Here is a 13,816-nt window from a genome sequence, read left to right as displayed (position 1 = left end):
AGCGCTTTTTAGTGTATCCGGCGCAAATTTCTCATCTTGCAGCCTTACCTACATCTGGTTATACTTATGTTTTTACTCCGGCTACGGCACTGGCAGGCTTTCCTGCTGCTCTTTGTGCTTCCGCTTCTGCTGCAGCACGGCCTGCTTTGGCTGCTGGATGCCCTGCAGGTGCGCGAAGGCCGCTTCGGCACCATGCTGCTCGACGCGCTGCCGGCCACAGTGTATGTGCTATGGCTGTGGGGGGTCGGTTCCTGGCTCTTCAGGCGAATGCCGCAAAGTATAAAGATCACGCCGCTGTACTTTCATCTGGGCAACCTCTACATCCTGCTCTACGCACTGCTGTTTGTGTACACGCTGGCTATGGTGCGCGATAGCATGGCCGCAGGCACACTGCCGTTCGGCATGCTGGCGCTGCTGGTGCCCATGCATTTGTTTGCCACGTTCTGTTACCTGTATGTAGTATACTTTGCGGCCCGGTCGCTGGTGAGCGTGGAGCAGCGACGGGAGGTGCAGCTGGGCGAGTACCTGGGCACGTTCTTTCTTTTTCTGCTCTTGCCGCTGGGCATCTGGTTTTTGCAGCCCCGCCTGCACCGGCTGTATCTAGCAGAGGCATAAGCTGATAGAAAATATGTTGGAAAAAATATAGCTCTTATACAATATTATAAAGAATATCGCGTTTTGGAGCAGAAACAAAGGATAAACTGTTGGGTTTAATAGAGTTTTCTTAGCTTGCGGACTTATCTTTTACCATATTTGCAAAGTATTCTCAAACATTATCCAAACAAATAACAACTATCACCCATGAAATCCAATTTCTTTAAAGCGTCTCTTGCCCTGGTGATGTGCTCTACCATGATGGCATCTTGTGTATCTTCTAAGAAGTACGAAGACCTGCAGGCAAGCAAAGAAGCCCAGGAGCGTGAGCTGGCAGCATCTAAAGCTAAAGTTGATGAGCTCTCTAACTCTCTGAGAGAGCGTGAGCAAAAACTAGCCGACATGGAGCGTGCCATGAACGAGCAGAACAAGATCCTCGACAACCTGAGAAACGAGGTGAACACTGCCCTGAAAGGCTTTAACGAAAGCGACCTGAGCGTATCTGTTAAAGATGGCAAAGTGTATGTTTCTATGTCTGACAAGCTGTTGTTTGCAACTGGTAGCACGAAAGTGAACGCTGGTGGCAAGAAAGCTATCGACCAACTGGTGGACGTGCTGAAGAAGAACCAGGAAGTTGGCGTGATGGTAGAGGGCCACACGGATGACGTTTCTGTAATGAGCGGCATGAAGTACCTGACTGACAACTGGGACCTGAGTGTGCTGCGTGCCACTGAGATCACGCGTCTGATGACTGAGAAAGGTCTGTCTCCTGACAGAGTGACTCCTGCCGGACGTTCTTACTACATGCCAGTAGACGCAGGCCGTACTGCTGAGGCGAAAGCGAAGAACCGTCGTACAGAGATCATCCTAACACCAGACTTCTCTGAGATCTACAAAATCCTGGGCATCAAAGCCTAGTTGCAGGCCTCATAAGCTGATATAAAAAGCGCCGGTAGCCACTGTGGTTACCGGCGCTTTTCTTTATGCCGCTGAAGTATGACTCGGACACCGGGTTCAGTTTATGCTGCCCAAACAAGGGTAAGTGCTTCAATAAGCCGTTCAATCCCCAGACAGTATGATTTGCCTAGCCAGCAGCTCGTAACCGCTGGCTAAACCTTGCCTCTTTTCGCCTCCGTGATGGCCTGGAAAAGCTCTGCTGCACGCTGCGAGCCGATGAGCAGCGGATCCCGGTTGTAGAAGTACAGTTTCACGCCCTCGTTACCCGACATGTTGTAGGCTTTGCCCTTAAAGCCCCACCGGATGCCCCAGCCGCCGTAGTCGCCGATGGGGTTGTAGGTTACCCGCTCATAGTCGCGTACCAGGTGCAGCGGAATTTTCCGGGGCTTTACGTGGAACGGCCAGAAGCGCACCTGCACCACTCCTGGCTTTACTTCTGTGGTCAGCGACATGCGGTAAAAGAAGTATGGCAGCCCCAGCCCCACCAGCACGAAAAGTATACTTAGCTGCACATCCGACACCGGCCTGTTGCCGTACTGCCCGCCCAGCAGCACCTGGTACACAAAACCTACCCAGAAGATAGCCGCCACCCCCAGCACCACCACCCACAGCCAGAACTGCCTGAACCGCTGCCGCTCCCTGTAAAGTATGATCTGCTCTTCTGCCATTTTTAGACTAAGAATCTTTGGACAAAAGACAATGGGCTTCTATGTGTGATGTATATACGCGTAGCACCAAGACAAGCTGATGCCTCAAAAAAGGCCACTTGCTGGCTTCGCGAGCTGCCTATTTTCAAGACAATCTTTTGTCCTTTGTCTTAACGTCTTTTGTCAGTAAAGCTACCCAATCGCCTGCTCCAGGTCAGCAATCAGGTCTTCGGCGTCTTCCACGCCCACGCTCAGGCGAATCAGCGTGTCGTTCAAGCCTGCCTTCATACGGTCTTCGCGCGGAATGCTGGCGTGTGTCATGGTAGCCGGGTGGCCGCACAGCGACTCCACGCCGCCCAGCGATTCGGCCAGGGCGAACAGCCTTAGGTTCTCCAGCACGCGGGTAGCGTCGTCCACGTTATCACCCTTCAGCTCAAACGACACCATGCCGCCAAAATCGCGCATCTGCTGCTGGGCCACCTTGTGGTTCGGGTGATCCTCAAAGCCCGGCCAGTATACTTTGCTTACCTTCGGATGGCCTTTCAGGTACTCGGCCACCTGGCGGCCGTTCTGGCAGTGGCGCTCCATGCGCAGGTGCAGGGTCTTCAGGCCGCGCAGCACCAGGAAACAGTCTTGTGGCCCCGGTGTGGCGCCGCAAGCGTTCTGGATAAAGGCCAGGCGCTCGCGCAGCTCCTCATCGTTTACCACAACCGCGCCCATCACCACATCCGAGTGGCCGCCCATGTACTTGGTCAGCGAGTGCATCACGATGTCGGCGCCCATGTCCAGCGGCGTTTGCAGGTAGGGCGTGGCGAAGGTGTTATCGGCCACCAGCAGCAGGTTGTGCTTTTTGCACAGCGCGCCATAGGCTTTGATGTCGATGATGTTGAGCAGCGGGTTGGTCGGCGTCTCCACCCAAATCATCTTCGTGTTTTCGTTGATGAGCCTCTCCACGTTCTCCACGTGCTGCATGTTAGTGAAGTGGAACTTGAGGCCGTAGTTCTGAAAGATCCTGGTGAAGATGCGGTAGCTGCCGCCGTACAGGTCGTTGGTGGAGATCACCTCATCGCCAGGCTTCAGCATTTTGATGATGGCATCCACAGCCGCCATACCAGAAGAGAAGGCCAGGCCGTGCTTCCCGTTCTCCAGGGCCGCCAGCGCGTTCTGCAGCTGCGTGCGGGTGGGGTTGTGGGTGCGGGAGTATTCGTAGCCCTTATGGTCGCCGGGGGAGCGCTGCACGTAGGTGGATGTCTGGTAAATCGGCGTCATGATGGCGCCTGTTGCCGGGTCTGGCTCCACGCCAGCATGTATAGCTTTGGTTCCGAACTTCATGTGTAATCTTTATATGCTGGAAAATATTTTGAATGCCCGATAGGCCTGACACCAACTTCTGCAGTATCTAACCAAGAGGCAGAGCGATTGTTGCAAGCTAAAAAAATCCCGCTGAAGTATGAAGGAACGGCAAGTCGGCCTGTTTATACTTTCAAAGCCGCAAAAATCTTTTGTCCTTTGTCTCTCGTCTATCTTCAGACAAAAGCAATTTATACTTACTGCATGAAATCTCTCCCCCTGCTGAGAACCTTTATACGCGAAAATGCCTCCACGTTTTTCTCCATGCTTTTGCTGGTGGTGGTGCCGGTGGTGGTAAGCTCTACTGCGGCGGTAGTGCTTTACAATTACCAAGAGCTGCTGCAGGGGCTGTCGGTGTGGGAGATGCTGCTCTACTTTGCCGTGATCTCCGTAACGATGGCGCTAGCCCTTACCCCTACCACCTTTATCGCGCTCATCAGCGGCTTTTACCTGGGCTGGAGCGGCTTTGCGGGCATTGTGGTGTCGTATGGCATTGCAGCGCTTATTGGCTACAGCATCGCGCAGCTAGTGGACCACGGTAAAATGATGAGCTTCCTGAACCGCTTCGACAAGGCGCGCGCCCTGATGCAGGAGTTGCGCAGCGAGAGCTGGGTCTTGATCTTCCTGACGCGCATCTCGCCGGTGCTGCCTTTTGCCCTGATGAACTTCGTGCTCTCGCTGCTGCAGATAGACAAGCGCAAATTCTTTGTGGCCAGTATTGTGGGCATGCTGCCGCGCACGCTGTTCTTCTTCTGGGTGGGCACGCAGGCACGTGATGTGGTGCAGGCGCTGCAGGACCCAGACAGCGGAAAAGGCGGTCAAATATTAATGGTAGCCTTAATTGTGATTTCTATCGGAGGGCTTTACTTCCTGTTCGACAGGGCCTTAAAGCGCGCCCTGCGCAAAGCAGCGGCAAAAAGTGAATAATTTTTTAACACAGGTCTTGCGTAGAAAGAAAAAACGCTGTTACTTTGCATCACAATAACGGAATGGTCTCGTAGCTCAACTGGATAGAGCATCTGACTACGAATCAGAAGGTTAGGGGTTCGACTCCCTTCGTGACCACCTTAGAATCAGCCACTTACAGGTAAAACTGCTAAGTGGCTTTTTTTATTTGCATACGATTTGCATACAAACGCTTCGAAATGCTGCTTTTGGCAAACCGGCGACTTCACTTTTCCCTGCCGCGTCTTAGATGAGACAGCGTCAACCGCACCCATACTGATGAAGTATTGAAAGAATAAGGAGCACCACCATGCGCCCTTGGCAAAAGACAGCTTCTTACGTGGCCTTCGGTAAAACAATATTTGGATCTAGCCTAGGCGTCTTTCCTCCATTATACGCTCGGCTACAGCGGCTACTTCCTTCTCACTGCCGCTGGCGATGCCCTCAAAGCCGTAAAGGCTTCCCCGCTGCCCCTTGTGGTAAAGCAGGCACCTGGGTATAACCCCGTCGAATACCGTGCCGGAGAAGCTTCCGAACACCTCGATGACCAGGCCATGCTCCTCATTGACCCAGAGCCACCCGACACCCGCCTCGCAAAAGCCCAACTCGACGAAGCGCCGCTCTGTGGCGGTGTGTGGACGTACCCGTCGGGTAGGGAACTCTCTATAGAGGGATAGTAGGGGCTTGGGCATGCTTGGCTTCCTGAGGTGACTCGTGCACGCAATATACGGCATCCTCATCATACCGGAAGGGCAGGGAAAAGGTTAGCGGTCATGCGGGGCAAGTGGGCTTGTAGCCGCCCCGCGCGAGGGTAGTTTCCTCATACTATTAAGCATAGTTTTTAAGCAAAAAAGTGTCCCCGCCAAAGTTGTGAAAAGGGAGGTGCCGCCTTAGTGTAAGGAGGTGCCCCTTCTCACCCTTCATGAAGAGAGAGGAACAGCAGGAAAAGGAGCCTCCCTCACCTGTTCTCCCCATACTATAGACTATACTATAGACTATGTTAGAGACTATGTTAGAGACTATACTAGAGACTATGTTAGAGACTATGTTAGAGACTAGAGTATAGTCTACCATATAAACTATGTTCCTCCAGAGAGGAAGAGCCCCTGTTAAAAGAGCAGCCTTATAGAGGCTTGAGTACAACCTGCACTTAAAGGTTATGCGACTGACGCACATGGTCAACTTATCGAGAAAGCCAGTGTAAGAGCTTATGGCATACCCTTAGGGGCATGGCTCCATAGCGAGCACCATGTCGGTCAGGCGGCATAGTCCCTAGAGGCCATGCGGCCATAGAGCCCTTGCTACGGTCCTTAAGATGCCGAAAATACTCAAAAAAATTTCAGGCTCATAATCAACCGGTTACAGTTAGCCTCCCGTTTTTTCTACTGTTTCTTCCGGGCTATCGCTACAAATCTCATTTAATAAACATAGGTTCGTCAAGAAAGAAAGGTTTGGGGCCGTTGCGCAGCCCCGGAGCGGTGCGTCTGTCGCGCAGCATGCCTTTCCTGTCATGGATCCGGCGTAGTCGCGGACCAGGATGCGCAAATAACCTCAGGGCTCCAAGGGTAGCCGGCTAGTTATAGCCAAACCCATACTGACATGTGAGTTGACGGATAACAAGTTCAACAAACAGCTCCAGGCGATTCTCCTGGGGAAGCATTACATAAATGATGTCCTAGCAGCCTGTGTATTGGACTGGCTGGAGATCAACCTGACATCCCTGGTGGGAAAGCTCACCCTGGCAAGCCTGCGAGAAAGATACCAGCAGGAGGGCCAGGTGCTGACGAACGAGTTCCGCGTGAACGACAGGATGCACCTGAGCCTACAGCGTGAGGCAGAGAAAGGAGAGAACTACAGGTACGTGCTCCAGGTCAGCTGTGACGGCCGACGCGTGGCCAGGCTGAGCATTGAGCCGATAAGATGGAATAAGGACCTTGTCAAGCTCAAGATGGAGAACGAGCTGCTGTACGGTGATTGGCTGGAGTACTACATGCTGATCACCGAGACGCTGGGGCTGGTGGAGCACAGCCTCCACCGCCTCGACATCGCCTACGACAGCTACGGCAAGTTTAAAATCCTGGAGTTCCTGTTGCACTACAGTAAAAAGATAAACACCTGGCGAATCTTCCGCAAGTGTGGGAAGGCGAAATACACAGAATCCAAGAATTCCATCATTATCGGAAGCCAGAAGACTGGGAAAGTCATCTCTGTGTATGCAGACAAGGTAAAGGAGGCTAGGGATAACGAAAAGCTGTGGATACCGGACCATTACGAACGCATCGGGTACGACCTGAGTGACAAGAGGGGTATAACCAGATTTGAGATAAGGATGTGGAGCCAGTTTCTGGGCAAGCTCGACATACCTATTCACAGGCTGGTCGAGCCGGGGTTCCTGTGGTCCATCTTCATCCATGCGATGGGGAAGAACCTGGACTTCAAGCTGAAGGACAGCAAGCGTAACCGCAGCCTTCCTAACTATACGTCTGAGCCTATCAGCCTGCTGAACAAAAACCTCTTCGAGGTGGAGGAACTCCAGCCGAGGGAGACAGCAGGGTTTTCCGACGAGGACAGGAGAATCAGGGCAGACCGGAGGGAGATCCGGGAGCGTGTTGAGCGATACCTGACCGAGGGTGACCCTGAAAGTATACACTCCCTGCATCGTGACATCCGTGAGGGGAAGTACAGGCTCCTGCCGGTTACCCGCTACAGCCAGAAATACGGCTACGGGGGAAACACCCAGCAAAACCAGGAGAAAATCAGGTTGCTGGTGCAGGAGTGCATCGACTGGTGCAGCCTAGAGAGGACTACGGAGGTACTGGAGCGAATGGACTACGCCATGAGGCTCCTGGTGACTGAGGATACGGCACCTGCCGAAGCTATGCCCACAGTGTGGCCGGTGGGGGAGTTTGACACGGTAGAGGAAATTGCAAGCGAGGTACCGCAGCGTAGCCCCGCTTTTATAGACGTGTCGGCCTCCCCTCCTACACACAGGGCGGCTATGGTTCGGTGCCGTATCGAAGGCTGTTGTCCGCTGTCGGGCAAGGAAAGCCCCTGGATGCCCATCAGGGGCCCCTGCAGGGGCTTTCAAGGCAGTTGAGGCGGGGAAATTTATGCGTACCATAACCTAGGTTTATCGGTACCGAAATGACCTTATAGAGGGTAATAAAGCTTTGTTTAGGACCTTTATGGAGGGGATCTCTGCCCAGGGATCCCCCTACCCCTCCCGGGGGGTTAAGGGGTGTAAACTCTCAGGTGACTGCGCTCATCGGACCTGGCAAAATTTTGGATTCTGAACTTAAGAAGGTCTCCCCCCTTCACGCACGCAGGGGGGAGAAAATTTTTTGAGGTCAAATTTCAGGGGGCGTACTCAATGAGTATAAAAAATTATAAAAACTAACTCTATAGATACAGATGCTAAAGTCGAAATAGCGTAGCGCTGACACTCCCTCTCCTCTCATATTTAGGTTGTGCACGGCCCATACCCGGGCCTCTGACTCGCCCAAGTTCTTGCTCGTCACTGCCAGCGTAAAAGGCCCTAATGCGTCCAGGTAAGAACAACCTTGGCTGACCAGCTCGTGCATGTGGGTCAAGATGAACGAGCGCAGCAACTTGGTCGCTTCATGAATTAAGGCGAAAACTTAGTAGTTGCTTACCGTCACTGTCGGGGCAAGTAACAGATAAGTGTGCTTTCCCGCGCCACAGCTCTTTGCTAACATGCCAGCAACTGCTTCATGAAGCTAACTTACTCTACAAATGCGTTTCGCCCTCCTCGAATCCACTGCCCTCCAGCTGTATGGTAGTGTGCGAAATCTTGAAACTGGATGTAACCGCTTTGTTTAACTTGGTTAAAAGCTGATCATAGCTTTCTGAACTATCAGGTGATACCACCACGTGCGCGCTCATGGCGTTCACACCGGAAGTCAGCGACCACACATGCAGGTCGTGCACCTCCTCCACCCCGGCCACGCCTGCCAGGCACCTGCGCAGCTCTTCAATGTTCACGTCGGCGGGTGTTCCCTCCAACAGTACGCCTACCGCCTCCTTCAGCAGCACCCACGTGCGCGGAAGTATAAACAGGCCGATACCGGCAGAAAGAATTGGGTCTGCGTAGTACCAGCCGGTGGTCCACATGATCACGCCCGCCGCGATCACGCCGATAGAGGTGAGCATATCGGAGAGCACCTCGAAGTAGGCCCCCTTCATGTTCAGGCTCTCCTTCGATCCTTTTCGCAGGATAAACATGCCCACCAAGTTCACCACCAGACCCACCGCCGCCACGAGAAGCATGGCCTTGCTTTCGACCTCCGGAGGGTTTAGAAAGCGCTCATAAGCCTCATAAAGGATATAGAGGGAGATGCCGATCAACACAACGGCGTTGGCCAGGGCAGCCAAGATCTCAGCCCGGTAATAGCCGTAGGTACGCTCTGGCGAGGCGGGCCGCTCGGCCAGCTTGATGGCAATCAGGGCGAAGGCGAGTCCCCCCACGTCCGTCAGCATGTGGCCCGCATCAGCCAGCAGGGCCAAACTGTTGGTCAGCAGCCCCCCGACGACCTCAGCTATGAGGTACAGAAAAGTCATCCCCAGCACCAATTTAAGCCGTTTCTTGTTCTGACTGCCTGCGGAAACTACATGTGCATGTGCCATAAATTTGTGTAGTTGTTGACTTGGGTAACTACGGCGCACTAACTTTTAATGTTAAAAAAACCGGCTCCGCTAATCCTTTACATCAGCCAGAAGAGCACAAGCAGGAAAGCAGATAAAGAAAGGGATGAACCCGCATACTAGATATCCGTGTCTTTCTACTTGCATTGATAAGGATAATGGACTTTTAGGCAATAACTCAGGTATAGTACCGCCTCAAACCGTAGGTTATTTGAACGTCATCCGCTGTATCCGCACGGCATTAAGTATAGCCAGGAAGGCAACGCCCACATCGGCAAACACAGCCTCCCACATGGTGGCCAGTCCGCCGGCACCGAGTATCAGCACGATCGCCTTCACCCCAAAGGCCAGGGCGATATTCTGCCACACGATCTGCTTCGTTTTCTTGCCGATGTTGATGGCCGTGGCGATTCTGGAAGGATGGTCTGTCTGGATCACGACGTCCGCCGTCTCGATGGCCGCATCGGATCCTAGGCCACCCATGGCCATGCCCACATCGGCCAGCGTGATCACGGGCGCATCGTTGATACCGTCCCCTACGAATGCCACCATGCGGCCTTCCGCTTTGAGCTTCTCCACCTGGCTCACCTTATCCTGCGGCAGCAGGCCACCGTGGGCCTCGTCCAGTTTCAGCTCGCCCGCCACCTTCTGCACAATGGAGTCCTTGTCACCCGAGAGCATCACCAACCTTTTCACGCCCAGTTCCCGCATTCGGTTCACGGCCAGCGACGCATCCTCCTTGACCTTGTCGGCAATGGTGATGTAGCCGGCGTAGGTACCGTCCACAGCCACTATCACGATCGTTTCCACGATTTCCTTCAGGCTCGGGTCATACGGCACATTGAATTTATCCAGCAGCCGGCCGTTTCCCACCAGCAGCTGCCTGCCGTCGACGGTCCCTTTCAGCCCATGCCCGGATATTTCCTCCACCTGGCTAACTGTGTGCTGCCTGTACCTATCTCCGGCCTCGTCCACGATGGCCTGCGCGATCGGGTGGGTGGATTTGCTCTCCAGGGCGGCCACTGCCGACAGGAACCAAGATTTGTCATCCAAGACCGTCTCCACTTGCTGTACTTTAAACACCCCTTCGGTCAGGGTGCCGGTCTTGTCCATCACCACCGTGTCCACCTGCGTCATCAGGTCCAGGAAATTAGAGCCCTTAAACAGCAGGCCGTTGCGCGAGGCTGCCCCAATACCGCCAAAGTAGCCGAGCGGAATGGAGATCACCAGGGCGCAGGGGCAGGAGATCACCAGGAAGATCAGCGCCCGGTACAGCCACTGATTGAAGTCATAGGTCTCCACGAAAAAGTATGGGATGAACACAAGGCCCACAGCCAGGAAGAACACGATGGGCGTGTATACTTTGGCGAACCGGGTGATGAACTGCTGTGTCTTGGCCTTGCGGCTGCCAGCCTCCTCCACCAGCTTTAGGATCTTGGACAGGGCGCTATTCTCATAGGCGGAGGTTACCTGAAGCTCAATTACCCGGTCCAGGTTGATCATACCCGCCAGCACGGTCTCGCCTTTCTTCTTCGTGTCGGGCTTTGATTCCCCCGTAAGCGCAGCGGTATTGAAGGAGGAGCGCTCGGAGAGCAGCTCCCCGTCCAGGGCCACCTTCTCGCCTGCCTTTACCTGCACCACGTCGCCTACCTGTACTTCTTTGGCCTTCACCGTCACTATACCATTGTCCGTCACCAGCCCCACCTCGTCAGGCCGGTTGTCGATCAGCGCCTTAATGGAGCGGCGGGAGCGCAGCACGGCCGCCTCCTGGAAGTGCTCTCCGATCACATAGAACAGCATCACAGCCACACCCTCGGCATACTCGCCGATGTAGAAGGCACCCAGCGTGGCCATGCTCATCAGGAAGAACTCGTTGAAGAAGCTGCTCCTCAGGCTTTTGATGGCGTGCCACACCACGCGCCAACCCACCAGCACGTAGGCGATGCCGTACACAATGAGCCGCACATAACCAGTAAACCAAGGCGTGTCGAGGTAGTCTAAAAGGATTCCTCCCAGCAGCAGGATAAGACTGATGGCCGTAGGGATGTAGGAGGACTTCGCCTCTTCTTCGGCATGATCATGTTCATCGGCTCCTGCAAACTTCGTTTTACCGTCTGCAGCGCAACACTCTGCGCCCACGTTTGGACCCGGCGCCTCGGCCGTGCGGGGCGAGGTGATTTCCAGCGGCTTAAAGTCTTCTTCTATATTTTTATCTGTATTCTTATCCATAGTGCTTATACTTATGGTTTGTGAGCATGGCTGATTACCCGCTGCAGGTCCTCCGGGATCGGCATAGGCCGGAGCGGCGGCACGTTGGCACCACCGGTGTTACCGACTGGTATCATCCCTGCCCAGGACTTAACTCCTCCCACTAGCAGTCGCGGCAGCTGCCCCAGTATCTCCTTTGCGTTCTTCGTTTTAAAGCCAAACAAAAGCATCTTCCAATGTACGGCAGTGTGCTCCATAGGGTATGGCTGACCCAGAACGTGCGCCCGTTCCAGGTGTCTCCATGCCTCAGCAGCAAGCCCTTTTTGCCATAGTGTGCGGTAAGAGGTTAGCTCCTGCCGGTAATAACCCTGAAGCCCAGCGGGCATGCTCCAGTTAAATTTCATAGTTCGCTTGTTTACGTTTATAACACAAAGCTACAGCTGGCCTGCCTGCAATCGCATTGCATTGTTTAGGTGCAGTTGCCGCAGGTTCCCTTGATCACCAAGCTAACTTCTTCCTGCCTGAATTTCTCCGGCAGGGGGATTTCCGGGATGCGGGACTTGGGTAGGCAAACTGTCTCTTGGCATTCATTGCAAAAGAAATGCACGTGCATATCCTCAGGGGCGCATTCACAGCCCTCTTCGCAGAGCGCGTACTTTACCGCACCGGTGCCGTCTGTGATGCTATGCACCACCCCCTTCTCCTCGAAGGTTTTCAGGGTGCGGTACAGGGTAATGCGGTCCGCCCGGTGAAAAGCCGCCTCCAAGTCGTTCAGACTGACAGTCGCCTGTTGCCTTGATAGAAAGTCCAACACCAGCAGGCGCATGGCCGTGGGCTTGATTTGCTTTTCTTTCAGGAGATTGTCCAGTTTCTGCAACATGGCTTCGTATTTGGTGAGTGTTTTCTTTATTTCCTAGGCATGTAAATGATGATACAGGCGCCCAAGAGCGCGACCAGGGCCCCGACAATATCCCACCTGTCCAGCCTGTGGCCATCTACTTTCCAGCCCCAGGCCAGCGACATGATGATGAAGACGCCCCGTAGGTGGCATAGACCCTGGCAAAGCCTGCCGTTTGCCAGGTGGCCCCCACCCCGTACAGCACCAGGACAACGGCCCCCAGGGTACCGTACCACAGCGGTTTGTCCTCCTTCAGCCACAGCCACACCATGTAGCCCCCGCCGATTTCGCACAGGCCCGCCAGCAAGAAAAAAACCAATGATTTCAGTATATCCATTCCCGTTCATTCTTAATGACCATGGCCTCCCTCATTCTCAGCATTGCGCAGCTTTGAGAGTATGGAGTAGGCCCCTGTGGTTACAAAATTTGCCGTAGCCGTATCCACACCGGCTGGGAGCGCCACCTGCACAAAGCCCGCCTGCTCCACGCCTCGCTCAACGGGTACCATTCTAAACTTCTTCATCAGGGCCTCTCCTTCCTGCTCCTGGCCTGTGTAGAGAAAGACAAATGAAGCATTGTTTTCCTGAACCACCGCCGCCTCCGGCAGGGCGAGTACCTGCTTATTGTCCAGTGCCACCTGGGCCTGCACGTACATGCCCGGAACCAGGTCCTTGTCTTTCTCTTCCATGTGGGCGTGCACCTGCACGGTGCGCTCCGGGCTGATTTCTTTGCCGATCAGGTAGATGGTGGCCTCGCGCTGGGCCTCCCTTTCCCCAGGCAAGGAGTAACGCACCACCTGCCCTTTCCTGAGCGAAGTCAGGTCTTTCTCAAACACGGTTAGCTCCACGTGCAGGTGGTCGGTGTCGGCGATGCGGAACAGCACATCCGTGGGGGCCACATACTGCCCCACATCTGCACTCACATAGGTGATATAGCCTTCTAAAGGCGCATAGAGCGGAAGTATGCGCTTGATTTTTCCGCTTCGAAGGGAGCCGTTCGTTATACCGATAATGGCCAGCCGCTCCTGCAGGGCCTGTACCCGTGCCTGCACACTTCTGTACTCGGCCACCGTTTGCTGGTAGGTCTTGGCAGAGGACACCTGCTCCTCATACAGTTCCTGCTGGCGCCTGTACTCCAGTTCCAGGTAATCCAGGCGGTGCTTTTCTTTCAGGTATTCTTCCTGCAGCGTCACGAACTCAGGGTTCTCAATCGTAGCCAAAAGGTCGCCCTTTTTAACGTGTGTGCCTTCCAGCACTTTCGTTTTTCGGATGAACCCGCCAAGGGGCGCTGTGACGGAGGCCATGTTCTGCGGCGGCAGGTCCAGCTTGCCCGTTAGCGTAAGCGTGTTGGTTAAATTGCGCAGCTGCGGTTTTCCTAATGCAATGCCTGCCACCCGGTACTGCTCTTCCGTTAGCTCGGCAGTTGTCGGGTTCTCTCCTTCACGGGCATCGTCTTCTTCCTGGTGCTCGGGCTCCTGCGCGGTTTCCGGTTCGTTGCCGCAGGCAGAGAAGAGTAATAATCCCGTAAGGTATAGTATATAGCTGATCCTTTTCAT

The 13,816-nt window shown here is 54.2% G+C and carries 12 protein-coding genes, 1 tRNA gene and 1 pseudogene; 5 read left to right on the top strand and 9 right to left on the bottom strand.

Annotated elements, in window-relative coordinates; all coding sequences use genetic code 11:
* Nucleotides 1-66 precede the first annotated feature (66 nt).
* Nucleotides 67-615 carry a hypothetical protein gene (locus tag PXG97_RS11720; protein WP_276497934.1) on the top strand — a complete coding sequence of 183 codons (549 nt, stop codon included), beginning with the start codon at nt 67-69 and terminating at the stop codon, nt 613-615.
* Between the two features lie 186 nt (nt 616-801).
* Complete coding sequence (locus tag PXG97_RS11715) at nt 802-1,512, top strand: OmpA/MotB family protein (protein ID WP_276497933.1); 711 nt, start codon at nt 802-804, stop codon at nt 1,510-1,512.
* Between the two features lie 191 nt (nt 1,513-1,703).
* On the opposite strand, the gene PXG97_RS11710 is transcribed toward PXG97_RS11715, so the two are convergent.
* Nucleotides 1,704-2,219, bottom strand: a complete 516-nt coding sequence (locus PXG97_RS11710) for a DUF6141 family protein (protein ID WP_276497932.1) — start codon at nt 2,217-2,219, stop codon at nt 1,704-1,706.
* 171 nt (nt 2,220-2,390) lie between these two features.
* Nucleotides 2,391-3,530: a cystathionine gamma-synthase gene (locus tag PXG97_RS11705; RefSeq protein ID WP_276497931.1), complete on the bottom strand. Its 1,140-nt coding sequence runs from the start codon at nt 3,528-3,530 to the stop codon at nt 2,391-2,393.
* Nucleotides 3,531-3,752: 222 nt separating this feature from the next.
* Here PXG97_RS11705 and PXG97_RS11700 point away from each other — a divergent pair, with 222 nt between their 5' ends.
* Entirely contained in the window at nt 3,753-4,475 is a 723-nt protein-coding gene (locus PXG97_RS11700) for a TVP38/TMEM64 family protein (protein WP_276497930.1), read from the top strand.
* A 64-nt stretch (nt 4,476-4,539) separates the two neighbouring features.
* Nucleotides 4,540-4,613: transfer RNA gene (locus PXG97_RS11695), tRNA-Arg, on the top strand.
* Between the two features lie 248 nt (nt 4,614-4,861).
* Here the strand turns inward: PXG97_RS11695 and PXG97_RS11690 are convergent.
* Nucleotides 4,862-5,098 carry a hypothetical protein gene (locus PXG97_RS11690; RefSeq protein WP_276497929.1) on the bottom strand — a complete coding sequence of 79 codons (237 nt, stop codon included), beginning with the start codon at nt 5,096-5,098 and terminating at the stop codon, nt 4,862-4,864.
* A gap of 1,085 nt (nt 5,099-6,183) precedes the next feature.
* Here PXG97_RS11690 and PXG97_RS11685 point away from each other — a divergent pair.
* A complete protein-coding gene (locus tag PXG97_RS11685; protein WP_276497928.1) occupies nt 6,184-7,590 on the top strand; it encodes a hypothetical protein in 1,407 nt (468 codons plus the stop codon).
* Nucleotides 7,591-8,240: 650 nt separating this feature from the next.
* On the opposite strand, the gene PXG97_RS11680 is transcribed toward PXG97_RS11685, so the two are convergent.
* The 6 genes and pseudogenes from PXG97_RS11680 to PXG97_RS11655 form a co-directional block, all read right to left on the bottom strand.
* Entirely contained in the window at nt 8,241-9,137 is an 897-nt protein-coding gene (locus PXG97_RS11680; protein WP_276497927.1) for a cation diffusion facilitator family transporter, read from the bottom strand.
* A gap of 225 nt (nt 9,138-9,362) precedes the next feature.
* Nucleotides 9,363-11,384 (bottom strand): heavy metal translocating P-type ATPase, encoded by a 2,022-nt coding sequence (locus PXG97_RS11675; RefSeq protein WP_276497926.1) that lies wholly within the window; start codon nt 11,382-11,384, stop codon nt 9,363-9,365.
* 11 nt (nt 11,385-11,395) lie between these two features.
* Entirely contained in the window at nt 11,396-11,767 is a 372-nt protein-coding gene (locus PXG97_RS11670; protein ID WP_276497925.1) for a DUF3703 domain-containing protein, read from the bottom strand.
* Between the two features lie 65 nt (nt 11,768-11,832).
* Nucleotides 11,833-12,243, bottom strand: a complete 411-nt coding sequence (locus PXG97_RS11665; RefSeq protein ID WP_276497924.1) for a Fur family transcriptional regulator — start codon at nt 12,241-12,243, stop codon at nt 11,833-11,835.
* 26 nt (nt 12,244-12,269) lie between these two features.
* Nucleotides 12,270-12,532 (bottom strand): annotated as a pseudogene (locus PXG97_RS11660) (YnfA family protein).
* A gap of 78 nt (nt 12,533-12,610) precedes the next feature.
* Complete coding sequence (locus tag PXG97_RS11655) at nt 12,611-13,816, bottom strand: efflux RND transporter periplasmic adaptor subunit (RefSeq protein WP_276497923.1); 1,206 nt, start codon at nt 13,814-13,816, stop codon at nt 12,611-12,613.

This window comes from Pontibacter litorisediminis, from assembly GCF_029360645.1.
GTDB classification, from domain to species: Bacteria; Bacteroidota; Bacteroidia; order Cytophagales; family Hymenobacteraceae; genus Pontibacter; species Pontibacter litorisediminis.
This window is presented reverse-complemented; position numbering and strand designations above follow the sequence as displayed.

Coding starts and splice junctions, on each gene's coding strand:
- PXG97_RS11665 (WP_276497924.1), bottom strand. CDS start 12,243: ATGTTGCAGAAACTGGACAATCTCCTGAAAGAAAAGCAAATCAAGCCC.
- PXG97_RS11670 (WP_276497925.1), bottom strand. CDS start 11,767: ATGAAATTTAACTGGAGCATGCCCGCTGGGCTTCAGGGTTATTACCGG.
- PXG97_RS11705 (WP_276497931.1), bottom strand. CDS start 3,530: ATGAAGTTCGGAACCAAAGCTATACATGCTGGCGTGGAGCCAGACCCG.
- PXG97_RS11710 (WP_276497932.1), bottom strand. CDS start 2,219: ATGGCAGAAGAGCAGATCATACTTTACAGGGAGCGGCAGCGGTTCAGG.
- PXG97_RS11675 (WP_276497926.1), bottom strand. CDS start 11,384: ATGGATAAGAATACAGATAAAAATATAGAAGAAGACTTTAAGCCGCTG.
- PXG97_RS11655 (WP_276497923.1), bottom strand. CDS start 13,816: ATGAAAAGGATCAGCTATATACTATACCTTACGGGATTATTACTCTTC.
- PXG97_RS11715 (WP_276497933.1), top strand. CDS start 802: ATGAAATCCAATTTCTTTAAAGCGTCTCTTGCCCTGGTGATGTGCTCT.
- PXG97_RS11680 (WP_276497927.1), bottom strand. CDS start 9,137: ATGGCACATGCACATGTAGTTTCCGCAGGCAGTCAGAACAAGAAACGG.
- PXG97_RS11700 (WP_276497930.1), top strand. CDS start 3,753: ATGAAATCTCTCCCCCTGCTGAGAACCTTTATACGCGAAAATGCCTCC.
- PXG97_RS11720 (WP_276497934.1), top strand. CDS start 67: ATGTTTTTACTCCGGCTACGGCACTGGCAGGCTTTCCTGCTGCTCTTT.